The sequence below is a fragment of the Streptomyces sp. NPDC000410 genome (assembly GCF_040300305.1).
Lineage (GTDB): Bacteria > Actinomycetota > Actinomycetes > Streptomycetales > Streptomycetaceae > Streptomyces.
The window spans coordinates 17,992-41,603 of sequence record NZ_JBEPDM010000050.1 but is presented as its reverse complement, the minus strand read 5'-3'; the positions used below and the strand labels follow the sequence as shown (position 1 = coordinate 41,603).

The following is a 23,612-nucleotide window of genomic DNA, read 5'->3' as shown; positions in this document are numbered from 1 at the left end:
GCCCAGGACTGGGTCTCATGCGTCCCCGTCTCGACGACAAATCGAAGGCGCAGCCGAAAATCAAGGCCGGCACGGCGCGGCGCATCATCCCGTACGCTCTACGATATCGCTGGTCCCTGCTGCTGCTCACGCTGACCACCGTCGTGGACGCCGCCATCGCCGCAGCGAATCCCCTGATCCTCAAGATGATCATCGATGACGGGATCCTGCCCGGGAAACTCGCAGTCGTGGTCTGGCTCTCCGCGAGCATCGCGGGGCTGGCCCTGGTGAATGCGCTGGCGATCTATGTCCAGGCATGGAGCTCCGGCCGAGTGGGCGAAGGGCTTGTCTACGATCTGCGGACCGCGCTGTTCGGTCATCTGCAGCGGCAGCCTCTGGCGTTCTTCACCCGTGCGCAGACCGGTTCTCTCGTCAGCAGGCTCAGTACCGATATCAACGGCGCCCGGCAGGCCGTCACGACGTTGCTGACCCAGGCGGTTTCGGCCGCACTGACCCTGGTCCTGGTGGTCGGTGCGATGCTCTATCTGTCCTGGCAGATAACCGTCGCGTCTCTGCTGCTGATGCCGCTCCTCTTTCTCCCCGGCAGGGTGATCGGGAGGAAGCTTCAGCGGATCACGAGAGAAGGAATGCACCTCGACGCCGAGATGAGCACGATGTCGAGCGAGCGGTTCAACGTGGCCGGCGCGATGCTCGTGAAGCTGTACGGGCGGCCGGACGACGAGGCGGACGACTTCGCGAAGAAGGCGGGCCGTCGACGCGACATCACCATCACCGAGGGCATCCTCGCACGGATGTTCCTCATCGTCATCACCCTGCTGACGGCCATGACCACCGCGCTCGTGTACGGCCTCGGCGGCGCTCTCACCATCGACGGCGCGCTCGAACTCGGCACCCTCGTAGCCATGGTCACCCTGCTGTTCCGGCTGTACGGCCCGGTCAACCAGCTGGCCTCCATGCAGGTCGAGGTCATGACGGCGCTGGTCAGCTTCGACCGGGTCTTCGAGGTGCTCGACCTCAAGCCCCTCATCGCGGAGCGGCCCGGGGCCAAGGCACTGCCGCCCGGCGGATCCGACAAGGGCACGGCCCCCGAGATCGAGTTCGCAGGCGTCTCGTTCCGCTATCCGACCGCCGACGAGGTCTCGCTCGAATCGCTGGAATCGATCGGGTTGCGCAGACCGGAGCGGACCAGCAACGCACAGGTGCTGCAGGAGCTGAGCTTCGTCGCTCCGGCCGGCAAGCTGACGGCGCTCGTCGGCCCGTCCGGTGCCGGCAAGACCACGATCACCCAGCTGGTTCCCCGGATGTACGACCCCGGTGCCGGATCCGTACGCATCGGCGGCCACGACATCCAGGATCTGACCCTGAAGTCCCTGCGGGACACGGTCGGCGTGGTCACCCAGGACGCGCATCTGTTCCACGACACCATCCGGGCCAACCTCATGTACGCGCGTCCCGACGCCACCGAGCAGGACTTGGTCGAGGCGTGTCTGGCCGCGCGGATCTGGGACACGATCTCGTCCCTCTCCGACGGCCTCGACACGGTGGTCGGCGACCGGGGCTACCGCCTCTCCGGCGGCGAGAAGCAGCGCATCGCCCTGGCCAGGCTGCTGCTCAAGTCTCCGCCGGTGGTCGTCCTCGACGAGGCGACCGCGCATCTGGACTCGGAGTCCGAAGCGGCGATTCAGCGGGCGCTGAAGACCGCGCTGGCCAACCGGACCTCGCTCGTGATCGCTCACCGGCTCTCCACCATCCGTGAAGCGGACCAGATTCTCGTCATCGAAGAGGGCCGGATCCGGGAACGCGGAACCCACGACGAGTTGCTGGCCATGAACGGGCTCTACGCGGAGCTGTACCGCACCCAGTTCGCCATCCAGGCGAACGGCAGCGACGAGGGCATCGACTCCCCGGTCCACACCACGGGTCAGGCCTGATTCTCGTCGGTGGCTCCGCCCGGGGTGACCAGCCCCGTCTCGTAGGCGAGGACGACTGCCTGTGCGCGGTCGCGCAGGGTGAGCTTGGCGAAGATGCGGGCGACGTGGGTCTTCACTGTGGCTTCACTGAGGGTCAGTTCGCGGGCGAGCTCGGTGTTGGAGAGCCCCCGCCCCATGAGCGTCAGGACCTCCAGCTCCCGGGTGGTCAACGCCTCGAGGTCGCGGTGGACGCCCGGGGACTCGGGTGCCCGGCCGGCCCCGCGGTCGTCGCAGGCGAAGCGCTCGACGAGCCGCCGCGTGATCGAGGGGGCGAGGAGGGCGTCACCGGTGTTGACGAGGCGCACGGCGGTGGCGAGGTACTCGGGGGTGACGTCCTTCAGGAGGAAGCCGCTCGCCCCGACGGCCAGGGCCGCATACACGTACCGGTCGAGGTCGAAGGTGGTCAGCATGAGCACCCGGCAGTGCGGAGCCTGGTCCAGGACACGGCGTGCGGCCTCCAGGCCGTCCATGTTCGGCATGCGGATGTCCATGAGCACCACGTCCGGCCGCAGCAGCAGCGCGGCCTCGACCGCTTCGGCTCCGTCGGCGGCTTCACCGACCACGTCGATGCCGCGTGTGGTCAGGATCAGGCGGAAGCCTGAGCGGACGAGGGCCTGGTCGTCGGCGATGAGGACGCGCGGGCCGGGCTCGGATGCGCTCATGGCCGGTCCAGAGGGATACGGGCGCGGACCCGGTATCCGCCGCCGAGGCGGCGCCTCGCGTCCAGGTCACCGCCGTAGACGGCGACTCGCTCCCGGAGCCCCAGCAAGCCGCGCCCCGCTCCGTCCTGCCACGCCGCGGCCGGTGCTTCCCGTGCGGATCCGCCGCCGGAGTCGGTCAGTATGCTCGGCCCGCCGTTCAGCACTTCCACCCGCAGGGATTGGTCCGCGTAGCGCACCGTCACCTCGGCCTTCTCGCCATCGCCGTACTTGAGCGCATTGGTCAGCGCCTCCTGCACGATCCGATACGCGGTCGTGTCGATCCCGGCGGGGAGCGGGCGTGGCTCTCCGTGGATGCGTAGCTCAACAGGCAGACCGGCAAAGGCGATTCGGTCGATCAGGGCACTGAGCCTGCTCAGACTCGGCTGCGGCGCCAGCTCCGCCTCGCTGTCGTCGTCGCCGCTCTGCGACGGTGCCAGCAGTCCGAGAAGGTGCCGCAGTTCGGTCATCGCATCGCGCCCGGCTGTCTCGACGGCCCGCAGCGCCGCCGCGGCCTCGTCCGGCATCGTGGCGAGCACCTCTCGGGCCGCCCCGGCCTGGACCACCATCAAGCTCACGTTATGACTGACGATGTCGTGCAATTCCTGTGCGATACGGTCCCGTTCGGCGTCGACCGCGGTCCGGGCGGCGCTTTCGCGTTCTCGTTCGAGGAGCCGGCGCCGGTCCTCCACGGCCTTGCGGTACATGCGCCGGGCCCGCATGAGCGCCACGCCCAGCCAGCAGATGACAGCACATGCCGCCGTCAAAGCGCCGACGAGCCACCCTGTTTCGGATACCCACACGGCTCCACCCTCTCAGACCGTCCCGCGTTCCGCATAAATTCGCAGGTCAGACGGGCGCGGTGGCTCAGTTCAACGAGCGGGCCGAGATTAATTGCGGCGCGGCCTTCACTGCGCGTATTTTGAAATCCGAAAACGCCCCAATTCACGACGACGAGAAACTCGGGCGCATTATGCCTTATGTGAAAAGCAACGGTATCCGGCTGGCTTACGAACGCTCGGGCCAGGGGGAACCGGTCCTCCTCATCATGGGCTCGTCGGCCGGCGGACATGTCTGGACCATGCATCAGACACCCGCGCTGAACAATGCCGGATACGAGACGATCACGTTCGACAACCGGGGCGTAGCAGGCTCGGACGCGCCTCCCGGGAAGTACTCACTCGCGGACATGGTCGCCGACACCAAGGGACTGATCGAGGCGCTCGACCTCGGCCCGTGCCGCATCGTCGGGGCCTCCATGGGCGCGATGATCGCCCAGGAGCTGGCGATCACCGCCCCGCACCTCGTCCGGTGTGCGGTCCTGATCGCCACCAGGTCAAGGGCGGACGCCGTCCGGAAGGCACAGTGGGCGGCGGACCACGCGCTGTTGGAGAGCGGTATCCAGTTGCCCGCCAGCTATGCGGCCATCAAGTCGGTGCTCGAAATGCTGTCACCGAAGACCCTCAACGACGATTCAGCCGCTGCCACCTGGCTGGAGATCTTCGAACTGTCCGGCGGCAGCAGTGAGAAGAGCAACGGTCAGTCCTGGGTCGATACCTGTGAGGACCGCCGCGAGGCCCTGCGGGGCATCAGCGCGCCGTGTCGTGTCGTCGCCTTCACCGACGACCTCATCACCCCGCCGCACTTGGCCGCCGAGGTGGCCGAAGCGATCCCGGACTGCGACTTCGTGGAGATACCCGACTGCGGGCACCTCGGGCACCTCGAACGCCCGGATGAAGTCAATTCTGCGGTTATCGAATTCCTCGCCAAGTACTGAAACAACGGGGTCACCCGAGCCAACCGTTCACTCCTCGGGTGACCCCGCGCAAAATCCTCAAGCGCGGCCTGCTATCCGCTGACCGCGGATCCGGTCATGGACTGCACCCGCTCGTCCAGTTCCCGTGCGAACCCCATCCACGTCTCGGCGTACTGCCGCGCGAGATCCACGACCAGGGTCCCGCAGTGCGGCGGCACCGCGGCGGTCAGCTCCGACCACTCGTGTCTGGCGATCGCGTTGTGCTGCAGCAGACGCAGGAGTTGCCGCCCCTCCTCCCGGTGCCGAAGCGACGGATCCCGGAGCAACTTCTCGAGCACATAGCCCGGATCCGGCTCGATCAGCCGCGCCAGCCGCTCCCGTCTCGGTCTCGAGGACCGGTCCGCCGCCGCGGCGTCACCACCGCCGTCGGACGCACCGGATTCCACCGGCGCGGGCGGCTCCCCGGACTGAAGCCGCTTGCGGACGTCACTCGCCGTCGCCGGCGAGATCCCCGCGAGCCGTGCCACCTCTCGTAAAGACGCATTCGGGTTCTGGGCCATCACCTCGGCGGCCCGGCGCCGGCCTTCCGCACCGTTCAGCGGGCGGACTTTGCCGTCCCTGCCCATGCGCGTGTTCAACCGCTGCCCGGCGTCGGTTGAACGCCGCCGGATGGCCGCCACGGCCTTGGCCCCCAAACCGGAAGCCCGCGCGATCGCGCGGTCGGACATGTGCGGATGCGACGCGACGATCCGGGTGGCGGCGGCCTGACGATCGGCCAGCGACAGCGGAAGCCCATGCTCCACATTCGCTTGGACGGAACAGAGAAAGGCCTCTTCGGCGGTACCGTCGAAGAAGGTGACACGTATCGTCTCATCGCCTCTTAGCAGGGCCGCCAGCAATCGATGTGTGCCGTCGATCACCTGCATGTTTCGCCGGTTCACGAGAATCGGCGGAAGCGGCGCATCAATTCCCGCCAATCTGGCTATGTGCTCTCTACTGTGCCCCTCTGTACGCGGAGACTCACCGGGTCGCAGTGCCGATATCGCCACGGACGCGAACTCCTGCCCGCGGCCGCTTTCAAGAGACATGGACCCGTGTATCAGACTGGCGGTCTTCCCGCCACGCAGAGAATCAGGTGCGGCAGTATCTGGCTGATCCATTTCTATTACCCCCTACTGGAAAGGAAGACGCTCAGATCTGGTTCTCGCGGATTTACACTTTTTGTTGAACCGTGGCTCCACTGCTGGGTCTGTGGGGATCCGTGACCATGGTCACCTTTCGCCGCAGCGCTGTCGAGCCGCCGCGTCCGCAACCTTGCTCAGGTTGGCGTCATGCCATTCTGGATCTTGCGACCAGCCATAGCTGACGGGCACTCAAGGAAATCGTCCGCTTCGGTGTACAGGACGGAACCGGCCAACCCCGCGCTCCCCCGAAGAGCACGGCAACCGGCCGCAAATGGTGGCAAGTAGCCCCGGCACATGCCCAGACACGAGCGGACGGACGGCACGCTCGACCCCAAGACAGCGAAAACCGGACGCCGTCGAGGCGTCCGGTTCCCGTTTCCCTGTCCCCGCCCGGTCAGCCGTCGGTCCAGCCGTGGCTCTTCCCGAAGCGCAGCAACTCACTGCGGATCTGCAGAATTTGACTTCCATTCAATGTCGGCGCCGCCTTCAGCAGAAGCTCGGTCACCTCCCCGATGTACTCCTCCAGGGTGAGCACATCGCACATCGGCTCCTCGCCGTCCGCGATTCCGGCCACGGCGGCCGAGGGGATCGCCGGCGCGCCCGAAGCTCCCGGGGCGAGTCGTACGGCGGACGCCTTCGGCCCGCGACCGCCTTCCTCGACCTCGAATTCGACCGCCGTCCCGGAGCGCACGTAGGCCTCGGGAATCAGGAGATCGTTCACGTGCAGAAATACGTCCTCGCCGCCGTGCTCGGGGGCGATGAATCCATAACCCCGCACGCTGTCGAACCGCACCACGCGACCAGCAACCATGCCAACCCTCACGCAACATCGGGCCCCTTGCCCGAACACCATGGTCCCGGATATTAGCCGCCCGGCCCGGGTGCTCATGCTCCCGATGCGGTCACCCAGTTACTCTCCAGTTGCTGCGCGAACTCCATCCACGTCTCCGCGTACTGTCTCGCGAGGGCGACGACCAGGTCCCCACAGTGCGACGGCACGGCGGCGGCCAGTCTGGACCACCCCTCGTTCCCGATCGCGTTCTGCTGCAACACGCGAAGCAGATGCCGCCCCTCCTCCTTGTGGCGCAGGGAGGGGTCTCGCAGCAACTTCTCGATCACGGCGACGGGGTCCGGCTGCGCCATGCGCGCCTGTCGCGCGGCTCGCTGCGTGGCCAGGCGCACCGGCGCGGCGGAACTTCCGTGGTCACCGTCGGAACCGCTCGCGTGCGGCCCGCGCTCCGTCACCGGCGGTTCTCCGGCCATGAGCCGCTTGCGGACGTCACTCGCCGTCGCGGGCGAGATGCCCGCGCGCCGCGCCACCTCGCGTACCGAAGCCTCCGGATACTCGGCGAACAGCTCGGCTGCCCTCCTCCGCCCCTCCGCTCCGCTCAGGGGACGGACCTTGCCGTCCCTGCCGACGCGTGCTTCCGGCTGCCCCGACGCCGCGTCGGTCGAACTCCGCCTGAGGGCCGCCACGGCCTTGGCCCCCAGCCCCGAAGCGCGCGCGATCGCCCGGTCCGACATCTGCGGATGTGAGGCGATGATCCGCGTGGCCGCGGCCCGTCGGTCCTCCTGCGACAGTGGAAGGCCGTGCGTCACATTGGCTTCCACCGCACGCAGGAAAGCCTCTTCGGCGGTGCCGTCGAACAATTCGACGTCGATCGTCTCCTGGCCTTTGACAAAGGCCGCCATCAGACGATGCATCCCGTCGATCACACGCATGCTGCGCCGGTCCACGAGAATGGGAGGAAGCGGCCCGTCGAGCTCCGCCAGCAGGGCGACGTGATCCACATCCTGCCCCGCCAGGCGCGGCGACTCGCCGGGCAGGAGCGATGCGATCGGTACGGCCACAACCTCAGGTTCACGCATGCCGACCGGCACAGCTGGTCTGATCAGATCGACCACCGTACCGCCTCGCACCGGTCTGAGTCCGTCGGCACTGTGACGATGCAAAGCTCATCTCCCCCATCAGATACAAGATCAGAATCTGGATGTCACGAGAACTCCCGAGCCGAACCCCTTGCTCCTCATGAACCCCGGGAGCCCCACCGAACACACGTACTCATGGTCGCCGTTCGCCGCAGTAGTGTCGAGACATCACAACAGCCTCACTGATTCGCCCCTCGGGCACCACAGACCCTCCTCGCCCGTTCAACTGCGGCGCGGCGTCGGTTGAACAGTGAGGTGTCTCAGGCGTGCGCTTGCGCCTTGATGAAGCGGGCCAGCCGACCGATTCCGTCCACGATCTCCGCATGCGTCAGATAGCTGACGGACAGTCGGATGCCGTGCTCTCCGCCGCCCTGGGGGTAGAAGTAGGACATGGGCGTCCAGATGACCCCGAACTCCTCCGCCGAGCGCACCAGCGCCGCGTTGTCCGCACGGAAGGGAACGCTGACGGCCAGGAAGAAGCCCCCGCTGGGCTCGTTCCAGCGCACGCCGAGCGCTGCCCGCTCGCCCTCCGGGAAACACTCCTCGAGCTGCTGGAGCGTGACCCGCATCGCGTCCCCGTAGTACGCGGCCGTCCTGGTGTTGAGCTCCGAGGCGCGCCCGTCGGCGGCGAGGAGCATGCCCGCCACGACCGCCTGGGCGACCGGGGAGGTGTTCACCGTGACCATGCTCTTGATCTTGGTGAGTTCGTCCGCCAGCAGTCCGGTACCGCCCGCGCTGTCGGTGACGGTCTGGTCCGCGACGGCGAAGCCGACCCGGGCGCCGGGGAAGAGCGTCTTGGAGAGCGAGCCCAGGTGGACGACCCGGCGCTCGCGGTCGAGGGACTTGAGGGTCGGCAGCTGCTTTCCCGGGCTGACCAGTCGGTAGGGGCTGTCCTCCAGCAGCAGGATGTCCAACCGGGCCGCCAGTTCGAGGAGCTCCTGGCGGGTTTCCAGGGACATGGTGGTGCCCGAGGGGTTCGCGTGGTCCGGGATCACATAGAGGGCACGGGGCCGGCGTCCGCGCGCCCGTTCGGCGAGGATCGCCGTCTCCAGTTCGGCGCAGCTGAAGCCGCCCTCGCCCTCCTCCACCGCGGTCACCTCGGCATCGAGCAGCCGGGCCGCGCCGGTGATCCCCACATAGCAGGGGCTGGAGACCAGCAGTACGTCCTCGGGCGACGAGATGAGCGCCCGTACGGCGAGGAACATCGCCTCCTGACAGCCGACGGTGACGACGATGGACTCCGGGGAGACGTCGATGTCCTCGTCCTGGCGCAGCCAGTCGGCGATCAGCTCGCGGATCTGGCCGCTGGTCGGGCCGTACTGGAAGAGCGCGTCGCGGACCCGGGCGGGTGAGGCCCCGCCCGCTTCCAGATGGTTCAGGTAGCGACGCAGGTACTCGAAGATCTGCTCGGTCTCGAAGAAGCCGTCGTACGGACGGCCGGGCGCGAAGGAGATCGCCTCGGGGTAGCGGTGAGTGATCTCGTTGAGGAAGTTCATCGTGTCCAGCACCGGGTCGCTGACGCTGCCGTGCAGATCCTCCTTGCGCAGCCCGGAGCCGTGCGGCAGGCCGGAGCCGTAGCCTGACGGCTGCCCGGGGACCGCCCGCGCGGGCTCCGCCCCGGTCGGACGGCTGGGCCCGGTGGCCGCCTGTACGAGTTCAGGGCCCGCGTCCGCGACCGAAGCGGTGCCGGTGAGCACCATCGCCTCCGTCAGTTCGTCGCTGACGATGCCCAGGACGTGTGCCACTCCCTCTTCCTTGCCCGCTGCCAGGCCGTGCAGCACCGGGCGCCCGAGGAGCACCGCGGAGGCGCCCAGCGCCAGGGAGGCCAGCACGTCCGCGCCGCGGCGGATCCCACCGTCGAGGAGCACGGGGCAGGCCCCCGCGACCGCCGCCGCGATCTCGGGCAGCACCTCGAGCGTGGCCGGGACGCCGTCCAGCTGCCGGCCGCCGTGGTTCGACACCACGATGCCGTCGACGCCCGCGGCGATCGCCCGCTGTGCGTCGCAGGCGGTGAGCACGCCCTTGACCAGCACGGGGAGTGAGCTGACGGAGCGCAGCCACTCGATCACCGACCAGTCGAGGGACGTCTCGAATTCGATCAGCGCGTCGCCGGACGAGGAGAGACCGGGGCCGGCGAGGTTGACCGGCTCGATCCCCGGCGGCAGCCGGAAGCCGTTGCGCACATCACGCAGGCGCCTACCCGGGTGCGGGGCGTCCACCGTGAGAACGAGCGCCTCGAAGCCGGCTCGTTCGGCACGCTCGATGAGGCGTCGCGTCGTGGCGCGTTCGCGGAAGCAGTTCACCTGGAACCAGAGCGGGCCGGCGGCGGCCGCGGCGATCTCCTCGAAGGTCCGGCTCGCGAAGGTGCTCACGATGAACGGGACACCGGCCGGCGCCGCTCCCCGGGCCGTGGCGACCTCACCCTCCGGGTGAACCAGCGTGTGATACGCCATCGGAGCGATGGCGACCGGGACCGGCCAGGTCCGTCCGAGGATCCGGGTCCCGGTGTCGGGCCGGTCGACTCCGGTGAGCACGCGCGGCCGCAGCCGTGCACGGTCGAACGCCTCCAGGTTGGCCGCGAGGGTCCGTTCCTGTCCCGCGCCCCCTTCGATGGAGTCCCAGACTCCCGGGTCCATGCCCTCGCGCGCCGTGGCGGCGTAGTCGGCCAGAGTCAGCATGTCCGCCGCGGCGGTACCGGCGCCAGGGCCCCTCATCGTGCGGCCAGCCCTTCGCGCTCCACCGCTTCGTACAGGGCCCGGATGCCGGCGCTGCCGAATCCCCGCGCGCCCTGGCGCTGGATGAGCGCGTAGAAGAGGGTGTTGCGCTCGTAGGGAGATCGGCTGAACGACTGCAGCACGTGGCCCCCCTCGTCGCTGTCGGCCGGCACCCGTGCGTCCCGCAGCCCCGCGATCCGCGCGCGCAGCTCGGGGAACCGGTCGGTGAGCGTGTCGTGGCAGGTGTCCGGAATGCTCAGGAACTCCACTCCACGGTCCCGGAATTCGCGCACGGCGGGAACGATGTCCTCGACCAGGAAGGCGAGGTGCTGCACCCCCTCACCGGCGTTCCGCTCCAGGAACGCGTCGAACCGGCCCGGCTCCTTCGCCGGATCCGGCGCGGCCAGGGTGAAGGTGACGCGCTCGGACGCGCTGCGGACGACGATCAAGTCCATCGCCCGGTCGCCGACGGCCACGTGTTCGGAGGCGTGGCGGGAGAATCCGAAGGCATCCCGGTAGAAGTCGGCGTGATCCCCGAGGCTGCCGCCTTCGAGGCGGATCGCGACGTGGTCCAGCCGCTGGATCCGCCCCGTCGGGCGGGCCGGAGCCTCCGGTGCGGCCACCCATCTACGGCCCGGGGGCAGACTGTTCGCGGGGTTCTCGATCCGTGGGAGGAGGCTGTGGGAGACATCGCCGAACCCCGGGACAACAGGAGTGCCGTACGCGGAGCCCGCCCGCCCGGCACCGGCCGCCACCGCGGCGTCCAGGGTCGCCGTCACGTCGTCACAGGCCACCGCGATATCGGCGATCCCGTCCCCGTGCTGGTCCAGGAACTTCCAGACGCCCCGGCCCGACGTGACGACCAGTTGCACCTCACCCTGCCTGAGCAGCGCGGAACTCCGGTCGAACTCGACGGAGTCCGCGACCCGCGTGAAGCCCATGGCCGAGACGAAGTGATCGACCGTGGACACCTTGTCCCTGGTGTACATCTCGATGTACACGATGTCCTGCACAGCCATGAGCTACCTCCTGAAGGACCGGTGGCCACCGGACGGTCGGTGCGTGTCAGGGATTGCCAGAGGCGGGACACCCGGGCCGCCGAAACACGGCGGCAGCCCGGGTGTCCCGCCTCGACCGGCACCTGTGCTGTTGCGTCTACCAGCGCCATTCCTGCTGGCCGTAGAGGTGCCCGGCCTTGATGTCGCGGTCCTTGCACCAGGTCAGGAACTCGTCGATCTGCTTGATCTGGTAGGTGTCCTCGGTGTACGTGGTGGCCATGACGTGGCCCAGCCACGGCTCCTCGCCCATGGCGTAGATGTACGCCTCGGTGGCGCCCAGCTCGGTCATGATCGCGGCGGCCTGCTCGGCGTTGGAGCCGGAGAGCTTGCGCGAGTTGCTCATCTTCTTCGTGACCGGAACGGTCAGCAGGGCCTGGTAGAGCCAGGTCAGCGGCGCGCCGTCGCACTCCATGCCCAGGAAGGCCAGGTCGGCGGTGCCCAGGTGCCCCTTGATGTAGCGGTAGAGAGACGGGTCGATGCCCGAGGAGTCGGCTCCGATGAAGACCTTCTTGCCCGCCAGCTCCGCCCAGTAGGTCGACTTGGCGCGGATGTCCAGGTCGCAGTGCTCGCCGAGGAACGGGGTGGCGGTGATCTTGCCGCCCGGGAACTCGACCTCGTCGAAGTCGTCGACCTCGGTCACCGAGAAGCCCAGGCTCTTGAGCATCAGCCCCATGGACGGGTCGGACAGGTTGCCGCGCGAGGAGCGCGGCACGACGACCGTCCCGATGCGCCCGCGCAGCGGGAGCAGCGTCTCCAGCACGATGTGGTCCTGGTGGCCGTGGGTGATCAGCACCAGGTCGATGTAGTCCGGCAGGTCGTCCAGGGTGTACCGGTCGCCCGCGGTGCTGTCCGCGCTGATGAACGGGTCGGTCACGATGGCGGCGTCGGGGGTCTGCAGGACCAGACAGGCGTGCCCGAAGTACCGGATCCGGCCGCCGGCCGCGATGTGCCGGTCCTCGGCCAGACTGGGGCGCTCACTCAGCATGCCCGACAGCTGGGCCGCCTGCGCGTCGTCGAGGTCGAGCGCATCGCGCAGGTGGGACAGTGTGGTGGGCCGCACGCGGGCGTTGAACAGCTCGTCCAGCCCGGCGTGGCGGAACGGGATCCCCAGCTCCAGCACGTCCGGCGAGGGCAGGCGCGGGGTGCTCAGGATGAACGGACGCTCGATGCCGGTCTCGAAGGACAGCTGCACCGACTGGCGCGCCTCCTGGTAGACGTTGCTGCGGTAGACGACCGGCTCCATGAAGCGCATCTGCGCCTGGTTGTCCGTGTCGTACGCCAGCTCCACCAGGCCGCCCAGCTCCGACGGCAGCTTCGGATACAGCGGCGTCAGGTCGAAACCGGTCGCGTTCGCGCGCAGCAGCTCCTGGCCGGCGGCGATCGCCTCGGCGAACCGCAGCATGTCCGCCCGGTCCCGCTTGATCGCGGCCAGCAGGTCGCGTACCTCGTCGGCGCGCTCCTCCGCGATATTGATGAAGTAGCCGCCGCGCAGCTCCGGATTGTTGCTGGCCGCGATATGCACCTGCGGAGACTGCAGATACGACTCCAGCAACGGCACCTGGAGGAATGCCAGGTTCATCGCCGCCTGAACCGGCGCCACCGTGTGCGGCCAAGCGAAGAACCTGTCCACCAGAGGCTCAACTATGACCTTCGACCGCAGAAACAACTGCTCGTCAGTCATCCGCGCCCCTCCCTCCAGGAGAAAACAAAAGAGAAACTACGAGAAAAATGGCAGCCGCAGAGAAACAGAGGCCTGAAGATCAAGGTGCCAACGGGTGCTCTGCCCCAGCAGAATGCCCCGGGGGCACACGGCCGATCAATACTGTGCTCAGCCGACGGCTGTTCAACTGCGCGAGCACGGCAGTTGAACAGCGCGCTGAATGACGGCCGATTCCCTTATGCGTCACAGGATCATGCCGGTGCTGTACTGTGCCGATCACCAGCACGGCGACGAGCGCTGACCACCGCGGTCGGCGACGATGCCGGCGCCGGCCGACCATGACGCCGCGCCCGGGCGACTCCAGCCGTCGCCTTGCTGGTCAGTCCGTGACCCATCCCCGGGATCGAGCGATGTCGAGGACACAGGCCCGGACCTGCTTGATCTGAGTTGCTGTCAGCGTTGCAGCCTCCGCGAGCAGGGACTCGGTGAGTTCGCGGCTGAACCGGGCGGCGGACAGCTGGTCCTGCGCGGACTCGGTCCGCTCCCCGTCAGACCGGTCGGCTGCCGCTCCGTTCGCCGCGGCCGCGGAGGACGGGGAGGCGAGCCTGTGCGGGGAGGGCTGATAAACGAGGCGGATCCCGGACGCCTTCGGCCCCTTTTCGCCTGCCTCCGCGAAGAACTCCACCTTGCTTCCCTCTTTATAGAGGTACTTCTCGTCGAGCAGGTCATTCGCGTGCATGAAAACGTCTTCACCCCCTTCGTCGGGGAGGATGAATCCGTAACCACGAACCTCGTCGAACCGCAGAATCTTCCCTGTTTTCAGCACGACCGCCAGCCTCCAACACACACCGCTACTGCACTCGGAGCCCGCTGCTTCGCCGAGCGGCCCGGCCCGTCAATTTACTAGGGACTCGCCGCTGATTCGATAGGCCAGGGCGTCAGTAACCGGCCGGACGCACCAGGCCCGTCTCGTACGCGTGGATCGCGGCCTGCGTCCGGTCGCGCAGGTTCAGTTTGACCAGGATCCGGCTCACATGGGTCTTCACCGTCTGTTCCGCCACCACCAGACGCTCGGCGATCTCCGCGTTCGCCAGGCCCTGCGCGATGAGGGACAGCACCTCGGTTTCGCGTTCCGTCAGGTCGCCGACGCGGCCCTTGGCCGGGGCGCGGCGGGTGCCCGTCATACGGGAGAACTCAGCGATCAGGCGCTTGGTGATGTTCGGGGCGAGCAGGGCGTCGCCGGCGGCCACCACTCTGACCGCCTGGGCGAGTTCGGCGGCCGATGCGTCCTTCAGCAGAAACCCGGACGCGCCCGCGAGCAGGGCCTCGTACACGTACTCGTCGAGGTCGAAGGTGGTGAGGACGAGCACCTTGACGGTGGATCCCTCGGCCCCTACGACCCGCCGCGTCGCTTCGATGCCGCCGAGTTCGGGCATCCGAATGTCCATCAGGACGACGTCCGGGGCGAGTTCGGCGACCTTGGCGACGGCGTCGAGACCGTCCACGGCCTGGTCGACGACCTCGATGCCGGGCTCGGCGTTGAGCAGCACCGTGAAGCCCTGACGGACCATCCTCTGGTCGTCGGCGATCAGGACACGGATGGTCGTCATGTGGTTTCCTCAACAGGTTCGCCGGGCAGGATCGCGGTCACTTCGTATCCTCCGTCGGGGGTGGCTCCCGTGGCGAGTTCGCCCCCCAGCATCGCTGTGCGCTCGCGCATGCCGAGCAGACCGTGCCCGGCGCCCGAGAACGGCGGGGCGGGCCGGTCCGGCGCGGTGTTGGTGACCCGGACCGTAACCCCGGACGGGCGGTAGCCGATCTCCAGTCGTACCGTCGCTCCTGGCGCGTGGCGCATCGCGTTGCTGAGCGCCTCCTGCACGATGCGGAACGCCGACAGTTCGACGCCCGGCGGCAACGGACGCGGCTGACCGGTGGTCCGGGTGGTGACAGTGAGCCCGGCGGCACGGACATTGCCGAGCAGGTCGTCCAGCCGGTCGAGGCCGGGCTGCGGGGTATGCCGTTCCCCTTCCGCCAGGGCGTCCTCGGAACGCAGGACACCGAGCACACGCCGCAGTTCGGTGAGGGCCTCGACAGCGTTCTCGCGGATGCCGACGAGGTTCTCCTTCAGCTCTTCCGAAGGGTTCTCGACCAGGTGCGGGGCGGCCTGTGCCTGGATGGAGATGACCGACATGTGGTGGGCGACCACGTCATGGAGCTCACGGGCGATCCGGTTGCGCTCCTCCAGGAGCGTGCGCCGGGACCGTTCCTCGGCGGTCAGCACCTCCTGCTCGACCAGCCGCGTCCGAGCGACCCGGCTGACGCGCAGCGAGGCACCGACCACCACCGCCATCACGAAGACCACGGAGCCCCCCTCCACCACCTGGTTGTGCTCGTGGGAGGCAAGGAGCGTGTTGACCACGCCCGACAGGACAGTGATGCCCAGCGCTTCGACCGCGGCCACGGGGTGGACCCGCAGCGAGAGGAAGAACAGCACGAGAGTGTGGAGCGCGATGCCCCAGATGCTCCAGGGCCAGGGCATGTCGGGGCCGACTGTGGGGTCCCCCAACTCCCCGGTCAGGAACAGCACGATCGTCGACAGCCACCAGGCGGGAACCGGGCGGAACAAGGCCAGGACGAGGGCCGCCGACTGGAGCACGACGAGCGTCGTCCTGTGCGGCAACTCCGAGTAGGACTCGTAGGCGTTGCCGTTGAAGCCGCAGATCAACACCGCGAGCAGCACCACATGGGCGTGCGGCAGCCAGCGCAGCCGGCCGTCGCGCGGCAGCGGGTCGCGTGCCACCGTCCACAGTCCCGCCCACAGTCCGCGCGGCGTCGAGCGCAGTGCCGCGGTCAGCCGTCCGTTCTCCCCCGTCTTCACGTCGTCAACCCTAGACACGCCGCACCTCGGCCGCTTGCTCAGGCCGCTGCTCGCGCACGACGCGGCTTCCGCGCCTGCCCTTCCGCCCTTGCTCGTACGTACGGAACGCGGCCCAGCAGATCAACAGCGCCACCGCGAACGCGGGCAGCCAGGCGAGCCTCGCGAGCACCCAGCCGCCGCTGTCCGGCATCGTGTGCAGTCCCGGCAGGGCCTCGCTCGCCGGCACGCCGATCGCGGTCACCGCCATCATCGCGGTCTGGTGCCAGAGAAAGATGGTCATCGCGGAGAGGTTCACCACCGTCACCGCCGCCCAGGCCGCGGGCCGCTCCAGCACCCGCCGCAGCGGGCCGAGCAGCAGCAGGGCCGCGCCGCATTGGGCGGTGCCGAACGCGACCGCCGCCAGGTTGGGCGGGTCGAGGTTGGAGATCTCCGCCCCGGGCACGCCGACCATGGAGGCGGGGTAGCCGGCCCACAGGATCAGCCCGGCGGTGGTGGCGGCCCCGCCGACCAGCAGCGACCAGCGCGTCGCGCGGCTGCGCAGACCGCCCCGGGACCAGGCCGCGCCGAGGCAGTACGGGACCAGCCAGCCGGCCACCACGTTGACCGAGGAGAGCCAGGCCGGCCCGTCCAGCCCGAACCGGATCACGTCGATGTGCAGCACGACGGCGATCGGCCAGAGCGGATGGAGCTTCGCCACCAGCGGGGTGATCGCCGTCAGCGCCGCGAAGACCAGCAGGAACCAGAGCGGCGACCACACCAGCTTGAACAGTGCGCGCACCGTCTTCTCGTCCACTCCGGCCGCGAGCATCGCGACCGCGGCCACGGCCCACACCGCCAGCACGACGGCGACCGGCCGGAACAGCCTGCTCATGCGGGCGCCGACCCACTGCCGGTACGTCGTGCCGCGGGCGCGGGCGGTGGCGTACCCCTTCGCGCCCACCACCCCGCCCACGAGGAAGAACACCGCGAGCGTCTGGAACACCCAGGAGATGGGGGCGAGGTAGGGCATGAACGTGAGCGGACTGGCGCCGCGCAGGGTGCCGCTGTCCTCGATCAGGGCGGTCACGAGCCAGTGGCCGAGCACCACGCCCACGATGGCGAGGACCCGCAGGGCGTCGAGAGCACGGTCGCGGTCGGGAGGAGTCGAGGATTCGACGCGCCGGACGAAGTCACGCATGACGGCCTCCCGAAGTGTTTTCGGACGGGTCCCCAGGGTGCTTTCCGGAGACGATCCGGGCGATGTTCTTCAGCGGTACGGAGCCGGGCTTCAGATAGTCGCTGTGCCCGCCGTCGCCCGTCGGGAACCGCTTGGCGCCGAACTCCTCGGAGACCGGATCGGTCCCGAACCCGATCGCGGTGACGAGCAACGGGACCCGCAGGTGCGGCACGTTGGCGATCCAGTCGTCACCGCTCCGGCCCGTCCAGACGGTGGCCCGGGTCTTCAGCGCGGCCGCGTTGTCGTAGCCGGTGCCGGGGCTGCCGTACAGGACGACATCGGCGAGCTCCAGCCCGGACGCGGCGCGGGCGCAGACGACGCTGCCGTAGGAGTGGCAGACGAGGGAGGTCCGGGCGGCGGGCTTGAGCTCCTCCAACTCCGCCATGAATTGGTGGAGTTCGTGAGCGGCATCGTCGGCCCGCCCCGAGGTCACCGCCGCCAGGCTGACCGTGGACGGCGTTTCGTATCCGAGCCAGGCGACGACGGCGGACCGGTCGCCCAGCTCCTTCTGCAGCGCGGTCGCGCCGCCCAGTAGGCGCCAGTAGTTGTCGACGAGCACTCCCGCGCCCGGCACCACCACGGCGATCCGCTCGGCGCGGGCGAGGTCGCCGACGACCTCGACGGTCCGGCCTCCCTCGCGGCCGTCGAAGGACAGGAACTGGCGTGCCGGATCCGCCATGACGCGCAGCGCGTCCGCCCGCGTGTGATCGCCGTGGGCGGCGGCCATCCGCCCGGCCGCCCCCATGTCGCGACGTGACGCGGCGTACCGCTCGGCGAGCGCGGCCGGGGTGGCGGCACTCGGTGGTCCGGAGACGGTCGGTGCGGGCGCCGGGACGTGCGCGGGGCTCGCCGCGCCCGATACCGGCACGGCCACCGAGGCGGCGACCAGGGCGGTGAGCAGGGCGCGGCGTAAGCGGCCTCTGCGGGGACGGGGCGCCATGGCAGACGGTGTTCCTTCCGTGCCGGATCTCTGTCGTGCTTACGGCACCGAAGCTACGGATCACGCCTTGTGGCCTGCGTCCCGCCGGGGAGTGAACCCTCCTTGTAGCCCTGAAGTACTACGGGTAGGGGGTGGGGTGGGCGCCCTGCCGACACCAACCACCCGTGTCCGAAAGCCGGTTGAACCCGTGTCAGAAAGCCGGTTCGTCCCCGATCGGTCGACGGGCCTCGGCCAGGGCGGTCACGTGGATGAACCACTCCAGGACGGCGCAGATCTCCTCGCTGTGTCCGGCGAAGACCTCCAGGGAGAAGGAGGGGCGCAGATCCAGCTTCGCCTCGGCCAGGTCGATCCCCTCGATACGGTTCAGCCGTGCCATCAGCTCGCGCCGCAGCGGCTCGTCGTCGAACGGCGGCCGCCGCTTGAGGTGCTGGAAGACGACTTCGGCCGTGCCGATCACCGGGTAGATGGCGATCGGCCAGAGCGTGCGCGAGGCGAGCGCGCTGCCCGCGTCCAGCGAGGGGAAGCAGCTGGTCTCGTTCGCCCGGCCGTAGGCCCGGTAGCCGCCCTGCAGTTCCCAGAACTCCAGGGCGGACAGCACTCCTTGGACGGTCTCGGCCGTCTGGTTGTCGCGGAGCAGGGTCTCGAAGCGGCCGGCCGCGGTGTCGTCGCCGGTCGGCGAGGACGCCATGGGCGCGCTGTCCTCGGCGACCTCCTTGCCCATCAGCGCGGCGAGGTCCGCCGTGGTCAGCCGGTGGGTGCGGCGGGCCCTGCCCGCCTCGTCGAAGGGCACTCCCTCGGCTTCGAGGAGGGCCCTGGGGTCGCCGGAGTGGCGGTCGTCGGTCCAGCGGAATCCGTCCGAGATCCGTCCGTCGGCGGTCAGGACCCGGTAGGCGCAGTGCAGGCCCGTCCGGGTCGCCACGTGGTTGCCGACCGCCACCGCGTGCGTGCCGATGAGCGCCGCGAGGTCGCCGTACGTCGTCCAGGTGCCGGCCGGCATGGCGAGGAGGGCCGCCCGCAGCTCCTTCCACCCGGCCCATTCGTCGTCGGCGTGGACGATGCCGTCGATGGGCCCCGGCCACAGCCGGACGGCCCGCTCGGCCAGTTCGTCGGCGCGGGCGAGGATCTCCGCCCTGCCCCAGCGCTCCTCGGCGGCGATGCGCTGGTTCATCCGCAGGGCGCTGGAGTCGAGGATCTCCTGCTTGCGGCGGAAGGGGTGGTTCGACAGGCGTGCGTTGTCGCCGGAGAGGGTCAGGTTGCCCAGGGTGTGGACCAGCATGGTGTGCAGTTCGTCGGGGCTCCCGTCGTCGCCGGCCTCCTCGGCCAGCAGGTCGTACCACTGCTGGGCGGGCTGCTGCGGCAGTACGTGCTCGACGGTCAGCTGTGCCTTGGCGTAGTCGACGGGCTCGCTCGCGCTGTAGCTCTCCTCCAGTCGGCGCAGCACCTGGAACCGCTGGTTGCTGCGACCCGCCTTGTAGAAGGGGCGGGTGCGGATGGCATCGCGTACGGCCTCGTCGCCGGGCCAGACGCGGGCGCCCGTCTTGCTCCGCGACAGATGGCGGCGTACCTCTTCGGCGAGCGAACCGTCCTGGCCCAGGTCCTTGGGGAGTTCCATGAAGACGCGGTTGTTGCCGGTGGTGGAGTATCCGGCGAACAGCCGTCGCACCATGTAGCTCTCGGCGTACGCCAGGGCCTGCGCGGCCTCGGCGGGCTCGGCCTGCCCGCCGTCCACCAGGTCGAGGGCGTGCAGCGCCAGCGGATAGTGCGTCTGACCGCCCCATCGCGCCAGGCGCTCCAGCACGTCGCGCAGCTCGGGGTGGCTCTCCCGCTCCGGTTCGAGGATGCGCATGAGGCGGTCCGCGCGCAGCGAGAGCCGGCTGATCTCCGCCTCGAGTGCCGCCTCGTCCGTGCTCAGCGGTTCCAGCCGCTTCTTCTGGTCGCGGTAGATCTCGCTCTGCTTGGCCCGGCTGTTGCCGCCGACGACCAGATCGAGCCAGACCAGCAGTTCCAGATTGGCCGGGCCCAGCAATTCCTGCATGGGCAGCCACAGGTTGCGGTAGACGGATTCGCCCCGCGTGGGCAGGCACATGAAGAGGTAATTGCGCAGCAGGTCGCTCTGGCTCAGGCCGACGCCCGTGTTGTTGATGGACTCGAAGATCCGGTAGACGTTGTCGCCCTCGGCCGCGGTGATGGCGACGATGGAGAGGAAGTCGCGCAGGACGGACTCCACCGCCTCCACCCACGGCTCACCGCCGCTCTCCTCGCCCTCGCTGAGGGCGGCGACGAAGAAGCGGTAGGCGGCACCGACGTTTCCGGCTCCGCCCGCCTTCGGGAGGGAGTCCACGCAGGCGATGAACGCCTCCCGGTCGGCCTGGGTCGGCAGCAGGCGGTAGTGGTCGTGCCCGTCCTGGTAGCCGTTGACGAGGACGAGGTCGTGGATGCGGGCCGCCTTCTTGTCGGCGCCACGCGCCCGGTGGTGGTCCCGCAGGGCGGTGAACGCGAGCATCAGCGTGGTGAGCCGCTGCTGGCCGTCGACGACGAGCCAGCGGGCCATCCCGCCGGCGGCGACGCGCTCGGGCGCGAGGACCACCGAGCCCAGGAAGTGCGCGGCCGGCGGGCGGCCCGCGAGCTGGTCGTCGACCAGCTCCTGCACGTCGTCCCACAGTTGCCGCAGCTCGTCCCGCTGCCAGCTGTAGGTCCGCTGGTAGAGCGGGACTTGGAGCTGCATCTCCCCCTGCTGCACCAGCTTGCTGAACGTGATCTCCCGAGCCTGCACGCGCGTCCCTTCCCAAGTTGTACGGCGCCCGTCACGCATTGTTCCCCATGCCGGTACGGTGATCGGAGGAAACGAGGACGGCGCGACACGGGGGCACGGATGGCGACGCTGGGAATCCACAAGGACTTCCTGATGGAATTCGCCAAGCTGGAGAAGCCCGTCCAGAAGCGGGTCCACGAGGTGTTCGACAAGTTCCGTGCGCACCGGCACGCCGGGCTCCACCTCGAGAAGCTGGAGAACCCCCGCGACTCCCGTATCCGTACCATCCGTATCAGCAAGTTCATGCGAGGGGTCGTCCTCGCACCCGACGCCGGGGACAGCTTCCTGCTGCTCAAGGTGATGGCGCACGACGACGCCATCACCTGGGCGCTGAAGCACCGGGCGACGGTGAACTCCGCGACCCAGGGCATCGAGTTGCGCGACGACGTCGCTCTCGAACGTGCCACCGCGTCGGTCCCGCGGACCGCGCCGGAAACCGCGGGGCTGTTCTCCCATGTCGGCGACAAGGACCTGATCCGGCTCGGTATCGACCGCGACCTGCTGCCGCTGGTCAGGCACCTCAGCGACGAGACCCATCTCGACGCGCTGCACAAGATCCTCCCCGAGCAGCAGTACGACGTGCTCGCGGGCCTCGCGGCCGGGCTGGAACCGGAGGAGGTCTGGCGCGAGTCGATCGCTTCGCAGACGGCGCAGGCAGTGCAGGCGGTGCAGGTCGGACGGGCCGACTCGGCGGAACGGGCCGAACGGACCTCCGGGACCGGACGGGCCGGGCTGACCGGACCGGCCGCCGGGACCGGCCCCGTGGACGCTGGGGAGATGGACACGGAGGATCAGCTGACGGCCGCCATGGCCCGGTCGCAGGGAAGGATCGCCCTGCTCTCCGGCCCGGACGAACTGATGGACGTCCTGTCCCGGCCCTTCGACGCCTGGCGGGTGTTCCTCCACCCGAGTCAGCGGCGGGTGGCGTACCAGTCCTCCTACAAGGGCCCCGCGCGGGTGACCGGCGGCCCCGGCACCGGCAAGACCGTGGTCGCGCTGCACCGCGCCCTGCACCTGGCGCGGCGGCTGCCCGCGGACGCTCCCGACGAGTCGGTCCTGCTGACCACGTTCACCCGGGACCTCGCCTCCGACCTGCGGCGGAGCCTTGAACTGCTCATCCCCGAGGAACGGCTCCGGGCGAGGATCCGCGTGGTCAACGTGGACGCGCTGGCCCATCAGGTCGTACGGGACGACCGCGGCGGTCCGCTGAACATCCTCACCGACCAGAAGGAGATCACCGCGCGCTGGTCCCGGATCGCGGAGCGACTCGGTCTGGACTTCACCGGAACCTTCCTCGACCAGGAGTGGCGGCAGGTCGTCCTCGCGCAGGACCTCCGCTCGCCCGAGGCGTACCTGAAGGCGTCGCGCAGCGGCCGGGGCACCGCCGTCGGCCCGCTCAAGCGCGCGCAGGTGTGGCGGGCGGTGGAGGCCTTCACCCAGGAGCTGCGCAAGGCCGACGAGTTGACCTTCCTCCAGGTGTGCGCGGAAGCCGCCCGGCTGCTGGAGCCGCGTACGGAGCGGCCGTTCCGTCACGTGGTGGTCGACGAGGCCCAGGATCTGCACCCGGCACAGTGGCGCGTGCTGCGGGCACTGGTGGCCCCCGGGCCGGACGACCTCTTCCTCGCCGGAGACACGCATCAGCGCATCTACGGCAACAGGGTGTCGCTGCGCGGACTCGGCATCGCGGTGACGGGGCGGTCCCATCGCCTGCGGATCAACTACCGAACCACGCGCGAGATCCTGGCCTGGTCCACCGCTCTGCTGAGGGACGAGGAGGTGGACGACATGGACGGCGGCAACGATTCCCTGACCGGCTACCGTTCCGTGTTCCGCGGCCCCCGGCCGGTGACCCACGGCGCGACGGGCAGGTCCGAGGAGATCTCGGCGCTCACCGCGCAGGTCGCTCAGTGGGTGGACGACGGCGTCGAGCCGAACGAGATCGGGGTGGCCGTGCGCTACCTCCAGCTCGGCAAGGACATCGCGCGGGCCATGGAGGGGGCGGGGGTACCGGCGGTCGTGCTCGGCACACGGGCCGGGCGCGGCGACGGCGACCGCGACGCGGACGGCGTCCGGATCGGGACCATGCACCGCATGAAGGGGCTGGAGTTCCGGTACATGGCCGTCTCCGGCGTGAGCGAGGGTGTGCTGCCGATGCCGGGCGCGGTGACGCCCAGGGAGGTGGACGCGCAACAGCACCGGGAGGACCTGCTGGGCGAGTTGAGTCTGCTCTTCGTGGCCTGCACGCGGGCGCGGGAGGCGTTGCGGGTGTCGTGGCACGGGAAGGCGAGCTCGTTCCTGGCGTGATGTGGGGCGCCGCCCGGGTCCACCTGGGTCCACCTCGGGCCGACGCGCCTACGATGGCCCCATGTCCGAACGCGCAGGCTCCCCAACAGCGACTGATGCGCATCAGCGCACACCGGGCGCCCCCGAGCTCGCCGCCGCCGCAGGCGTCTTCTCCCTGCTGGCCGATCCCACGCGGCTGCACCTCGTATGGCTGCTCACCCGCGGCGAGTCGGACGTGACGGCACTCGCGACCGCGTGCGGCGCGGCCCGGCCCGCGGTGAGCCAGCATCTGGCCAAGTTGCGGCTGGGCGGGCTGGTCCGGTCCCGCAAGGACGGCCGGCGGGTGCTCTACGCGCTGACGGACGGACACATGCGGCGCCTGGTCGTCGAAGCGATCAGCCACGCCGACCATCAGGTCACGGGCGAGCCCTGGCACGACTGAACCGCCGCGCGGGCCGCCGGAAACAATTCAACACGTGCGCAACCATGCACGCTTAGGTTACGCTGGTAGAAG

At 69.4% G+C, this 23,612-nt stretch carries 18 protein-coding genes; 4 read left to right on the top strand and 14 right to left on the bottom strand.

The features are described from left to right. The first annotated feature begins 17 nt into the window (after positions 1–17). A complete protein-coding gene (locus ABT342_RS31825) occupies positions 18–1,931 on the top strand; it encodes an ABC transporter ATP-binding protein (RefSeq protein WP_351581520.1) in 1,914 nt (637 codons plus the stop codon). Here the strand turns inward: ABT342_RS31825 and ABT342_RS31820 are convergent. Beyond that, a complete protein-coding gene (locus ABT342_RS31820; protein WP_351581518.1) occupies positions 1,922–2,632 on the bottom strand; it encodes a response regulator in 711 nt (236 codons plus the stop codon). The two genes, ABT342_RS31825 and ABT342_RS31820, sit on opposite strands and share 10 nt — an antisense overlap. Beyond that, positions 2,629–3,360, bottom strand: a complete 732-nt coding sequence (locus ABT342_RS31815; protein WP_351581516.1) for a sensor histidine kinase — start codon at positions 3,358–3,360, stop codon at positions 2,629–2,631. Before ABT342_RS31815 ends, ABT342_RS31820 begins: the two co-directional genes overlap by 4 nt. Before the next feature lie 170 nt (positions 3,361–3,530). Between ABT342_RS31815 and ABT342_RS31810 the strand changes: the two genes are divergently transcribed. Then, positions 3,531–4,445, top strand: coding sequence for an alpha/beta fold hydrolase (locus tag ABT342_RS31810; protein WP_351581514.1), 915 nt, complete (start codon positions 3,531–3,533; stop codon positions 4,443–4,445). A 71-nt stretch (positions 4,446–4,516) separates the two neighbouring features. On the opposite strand, the gene ABT342_RS31805 is transcribed toward ABT342_RS31810, so the two are convergent. The 12 genes from ABT342_RS31805 to ABT342_RS31750 all read right to left on the bottom strand — a co-directional run bounded on the left by ABT342_RS31805 (position 4,517) and on the right by ABT342_RS31750 (position 20,776). Next, the gene (locus tag ABT342_RS31805; RefSeq protein ID WP_502965649.1) at positions 4,517–5,350 is read right to left on the bottom strand and encodes a transcriptional regulator; all 834 of its coding nucleotides are present in this window, start codon (positions 5,348–5,350) and stop codon (positions 4,517–4,519) included. Positions 5,351–6,002: 652 nt separating this feature from the next. Continuing rightward, a complete protein-coding gene (locus ABT342_RS31800) occupies positions 6,003–6,419 on the bottom strand; it encodes a cold-shock protein (protein ID WP_351581512.1) in 417 nt (138 codons plus the stop codon). Positions 6,420–6,493: 74 nt separating this feature from the next. Next, positions 6,494–7,513, bottom strand: coding sequence for a transcriptional regulator (locus ABT342_RS31795; RefSeq protein WP_351581510.1), 1,020 nt, complete (start codon positions 7,511–7,513; stop codon positions 6,494–6,496). A 284-nt stretch (positions 7,514–7,797) separates the two neighbouring features. Next, positions 7,798–10,215, bottom strand: a complete 2,418-nt coding sequence (locus ABT342_RS31790; RefSeq protein WP_351581507.1) for an aminotransferase class I/II-fold pyridoxal phosphate-dependent enzyme — start codon at positions 10,213–10,215, stop codon at positions 7,798–7,800. A 32-nt stretch (positions 10,216–10,247) separates the two neighbouring features. Continuing rightward, positions 10,248–11,270, bottom strand: coding sequence for a VOC family protein (locus tag ABT342_RS31785; protein WP_351581505.1), 1,023 nt, complete (start codon positions 11,268–11,270; stop codon positions 10,248–10,250). A 136-nt stretch (positions 11,271–11,406) separates the two neighbouring features. Next, positions 11,407–12,990, bottom strand: coding sequence for an MBL fold metallo-hydrolase (locus ABT342_RS31780; RefSeq protein ID WP_351581503.1), 1,584 nt, complete (start codon positions 12,988–12,990; stop codon positions 11,407–11,409). Between the two features lie 358 nt (positions 12,991–13,348). Beyond that, a complete protein-coding gene (locus tag ABT342_RS31775; RefSeq protein ID WP_351581500.1) occupies positions 13,349–13,795 on the bottom strand; it encodes a cold-shock protein in 447 nt (148 codons plus the stop codon). Positions 13,796–13,907: 112 nt separating this feature from the next. Beyond that, complete coding sequence (locus ABT342_RS31770; protein WP_351581498.1) at positions 13,908–14,579, bottom strand: response regulator; 672 nt, start codon at positions 14,577–14,579, stop codon at positions 13,908–13,910. Continuing rightward, positions 14,576–15,847, bottom strand: coding sequence for a sensor histidine kinase (locus ABT342_RS31765; RefSeq protein ID WP_351581496.1), 1,272 nt, complete (start codon positions 15,845–15,847; stop codon positions 14,576–14,578). The genes ABT342_RS31770 and ABT342_RS31765 overlap by 4 nt, the downstream gene beginning before the upstream one ends. A 10-nt stretch (positions 15,848–15,857) precedes the next feature. Beyond that, entirely contained in the window at positions 15,858–17,024 is a 1,167-nt protein-coding gene (locus ABT342_RS31760; RefSeq protein ID WP_351581494.1) for an acyltransferase family protein, read from the bottom strand. Continuing rightward, entirely contained in the window at positions 17,017–18,003 is a 987-nt protein-coding gene (locus ABT342_RS31755) for an alpha/beta hydrolase (RefSeq protein ID WP_351581492.1), read from the bottom strand. The genes ABT342_RS31760 and ABT342_RS31755 overlap by 8 nt, the downstream gene beginning before the upstream one ends. A gap of 190 nt (positions 18,004–18,193) precedes the next feature. After that, positions 18,194–20,776 (bottom strand): GmrSD restriction endonuclease domain-containing protein, encoded by a 2,583-nt coding sequence (locus ABT342_RS31750; RefSeq protein ID WP_351581490.1) that lies wholly within the window; start codon positions 20,774–20,776, stop codon positions 18,194–18,196. Between the two features lie 99 nt (positions 20,777–20,875). Here ABT342_RS31750 and ABT342_RS31745 point away from each other — a divergent pair, with 99 nt between their 5' ends. Together ABT342_RS31745 and ABT342_RS31740 are read left to right on the top strand one after the other, a co-directional pair. Next, positions 20,876–23,119, top strand: coding sequence for a UvrD-helicase domain-containing protein (locus ABT342_RS31745; RefSeq protein ID WP_351581488.1), 2,244 nt, complete (start codon positions 20,876–20,878; stop codon positions 23,117–23,119). A gap of 61 nt (positions 23,120–23,180) precedes the next feature. Further along, positions 23,181–23,540, top strand: a complete 360-nt coding sequence (locus ABT342_RS31740; RefSeq protein ID WP_351581486.1) for an ArsR/SmtB family transcription factor — start codon at positions 23,181–23,183, stop codon at positions 23,538–23,540. Positions 23,541–23,612: the final 72 nt, after the last annotated feature.

Excerpts from the sequence above, each read along its gene's own strand:
- ABT342_RS31760 (WP_351581494.1), bottom strand. The coding sequence starts at position 17,024 with ATGCGTGACTTCGTCCGGCGCGTCGAATCCTCGACTCCTCCCGACCGC.
- ABT342_RS31820 (WP_351581518.1), bottom strand. The coding sequence starts at position 2,632 with ATGAGCGCATCCGAGCCCGGCCCGCGCGTCCTCATCGCCGACGACCAG.
- ABT342_RS31800 (WP_351581512.1), bottom strand. The coding sequence starts at position 6,419 with ATGGTTGCTGGTCGCGTGGTGCGGTTCGACAGCGTGCGGGGTTATGGA.
- ABT342_RS31770 (WP_351581498.1), bottom strand. The coding sequence starts at position 14,579 with ATGACGACCATCCGTGTCCTGATCGCCGACGACCAGAGGATGGTCCGT.
- ABT342_RS31780 (WP_351581503.1), bottom strand. The coding sequence starts at position 12,990 with ATGACTGACGAGCAGTTGTTTCTGCGGTCGAAGGTCATAGTTGAGCCT.
- ABT342_RS31805 (WP_502965649.1), bottom strand. The coding sequence starts at position 5,350 with ATGCAGGTGATCGACGGCACACATCGATTGCTGGCGGCCCTGCTAAGA.
- ABT342_RS31785 (WP_351581505.1), bottom strand. The coding sequence starts at position 11,270 with ATGGCTGTGCAGGACATCGTGTACATCGAGATGTACACCAGGGACAAG.
- ABT342_RS31740 (WP_351581486.1), top strand. The coding sequence starts at position 23,181 with ATGTCCGAACGCGCAGGCTCCCCAACAGCGACTGATGCGCATCAGCGC.
- ABT342_RS31790 (WP_351581507.1), bottom strand. The coding sequence starts at position 10,215 with ATGCTGACTCTGGCCGACTACGCCGCCACGGCGCGCGAGGGCATGGAC.
- ABT342_RS31755 (WP_351581492.1), bottom strand. The coding sequence starts at position 18,003 with ATGGCGCCCCGTCCCCGCAGAGGCCGCTTACGCCGCGCCCTGCTCACC.
- ABT342_RS31745 (WP_351581488.1), top strand. The coding sequence starts at position 20,876 with ATGGCGACGCTGGGAATCCACAAGGACTTCCTGATGGAATTCGCCAAG.
- ABT342_RS31825 (WP_351581520.1), top strand. The coding sequence starts at position 18 with ATGCGTCCCCGTCTCGACGACAAATCGAAGGCGCAGCCGAAAATCAAG.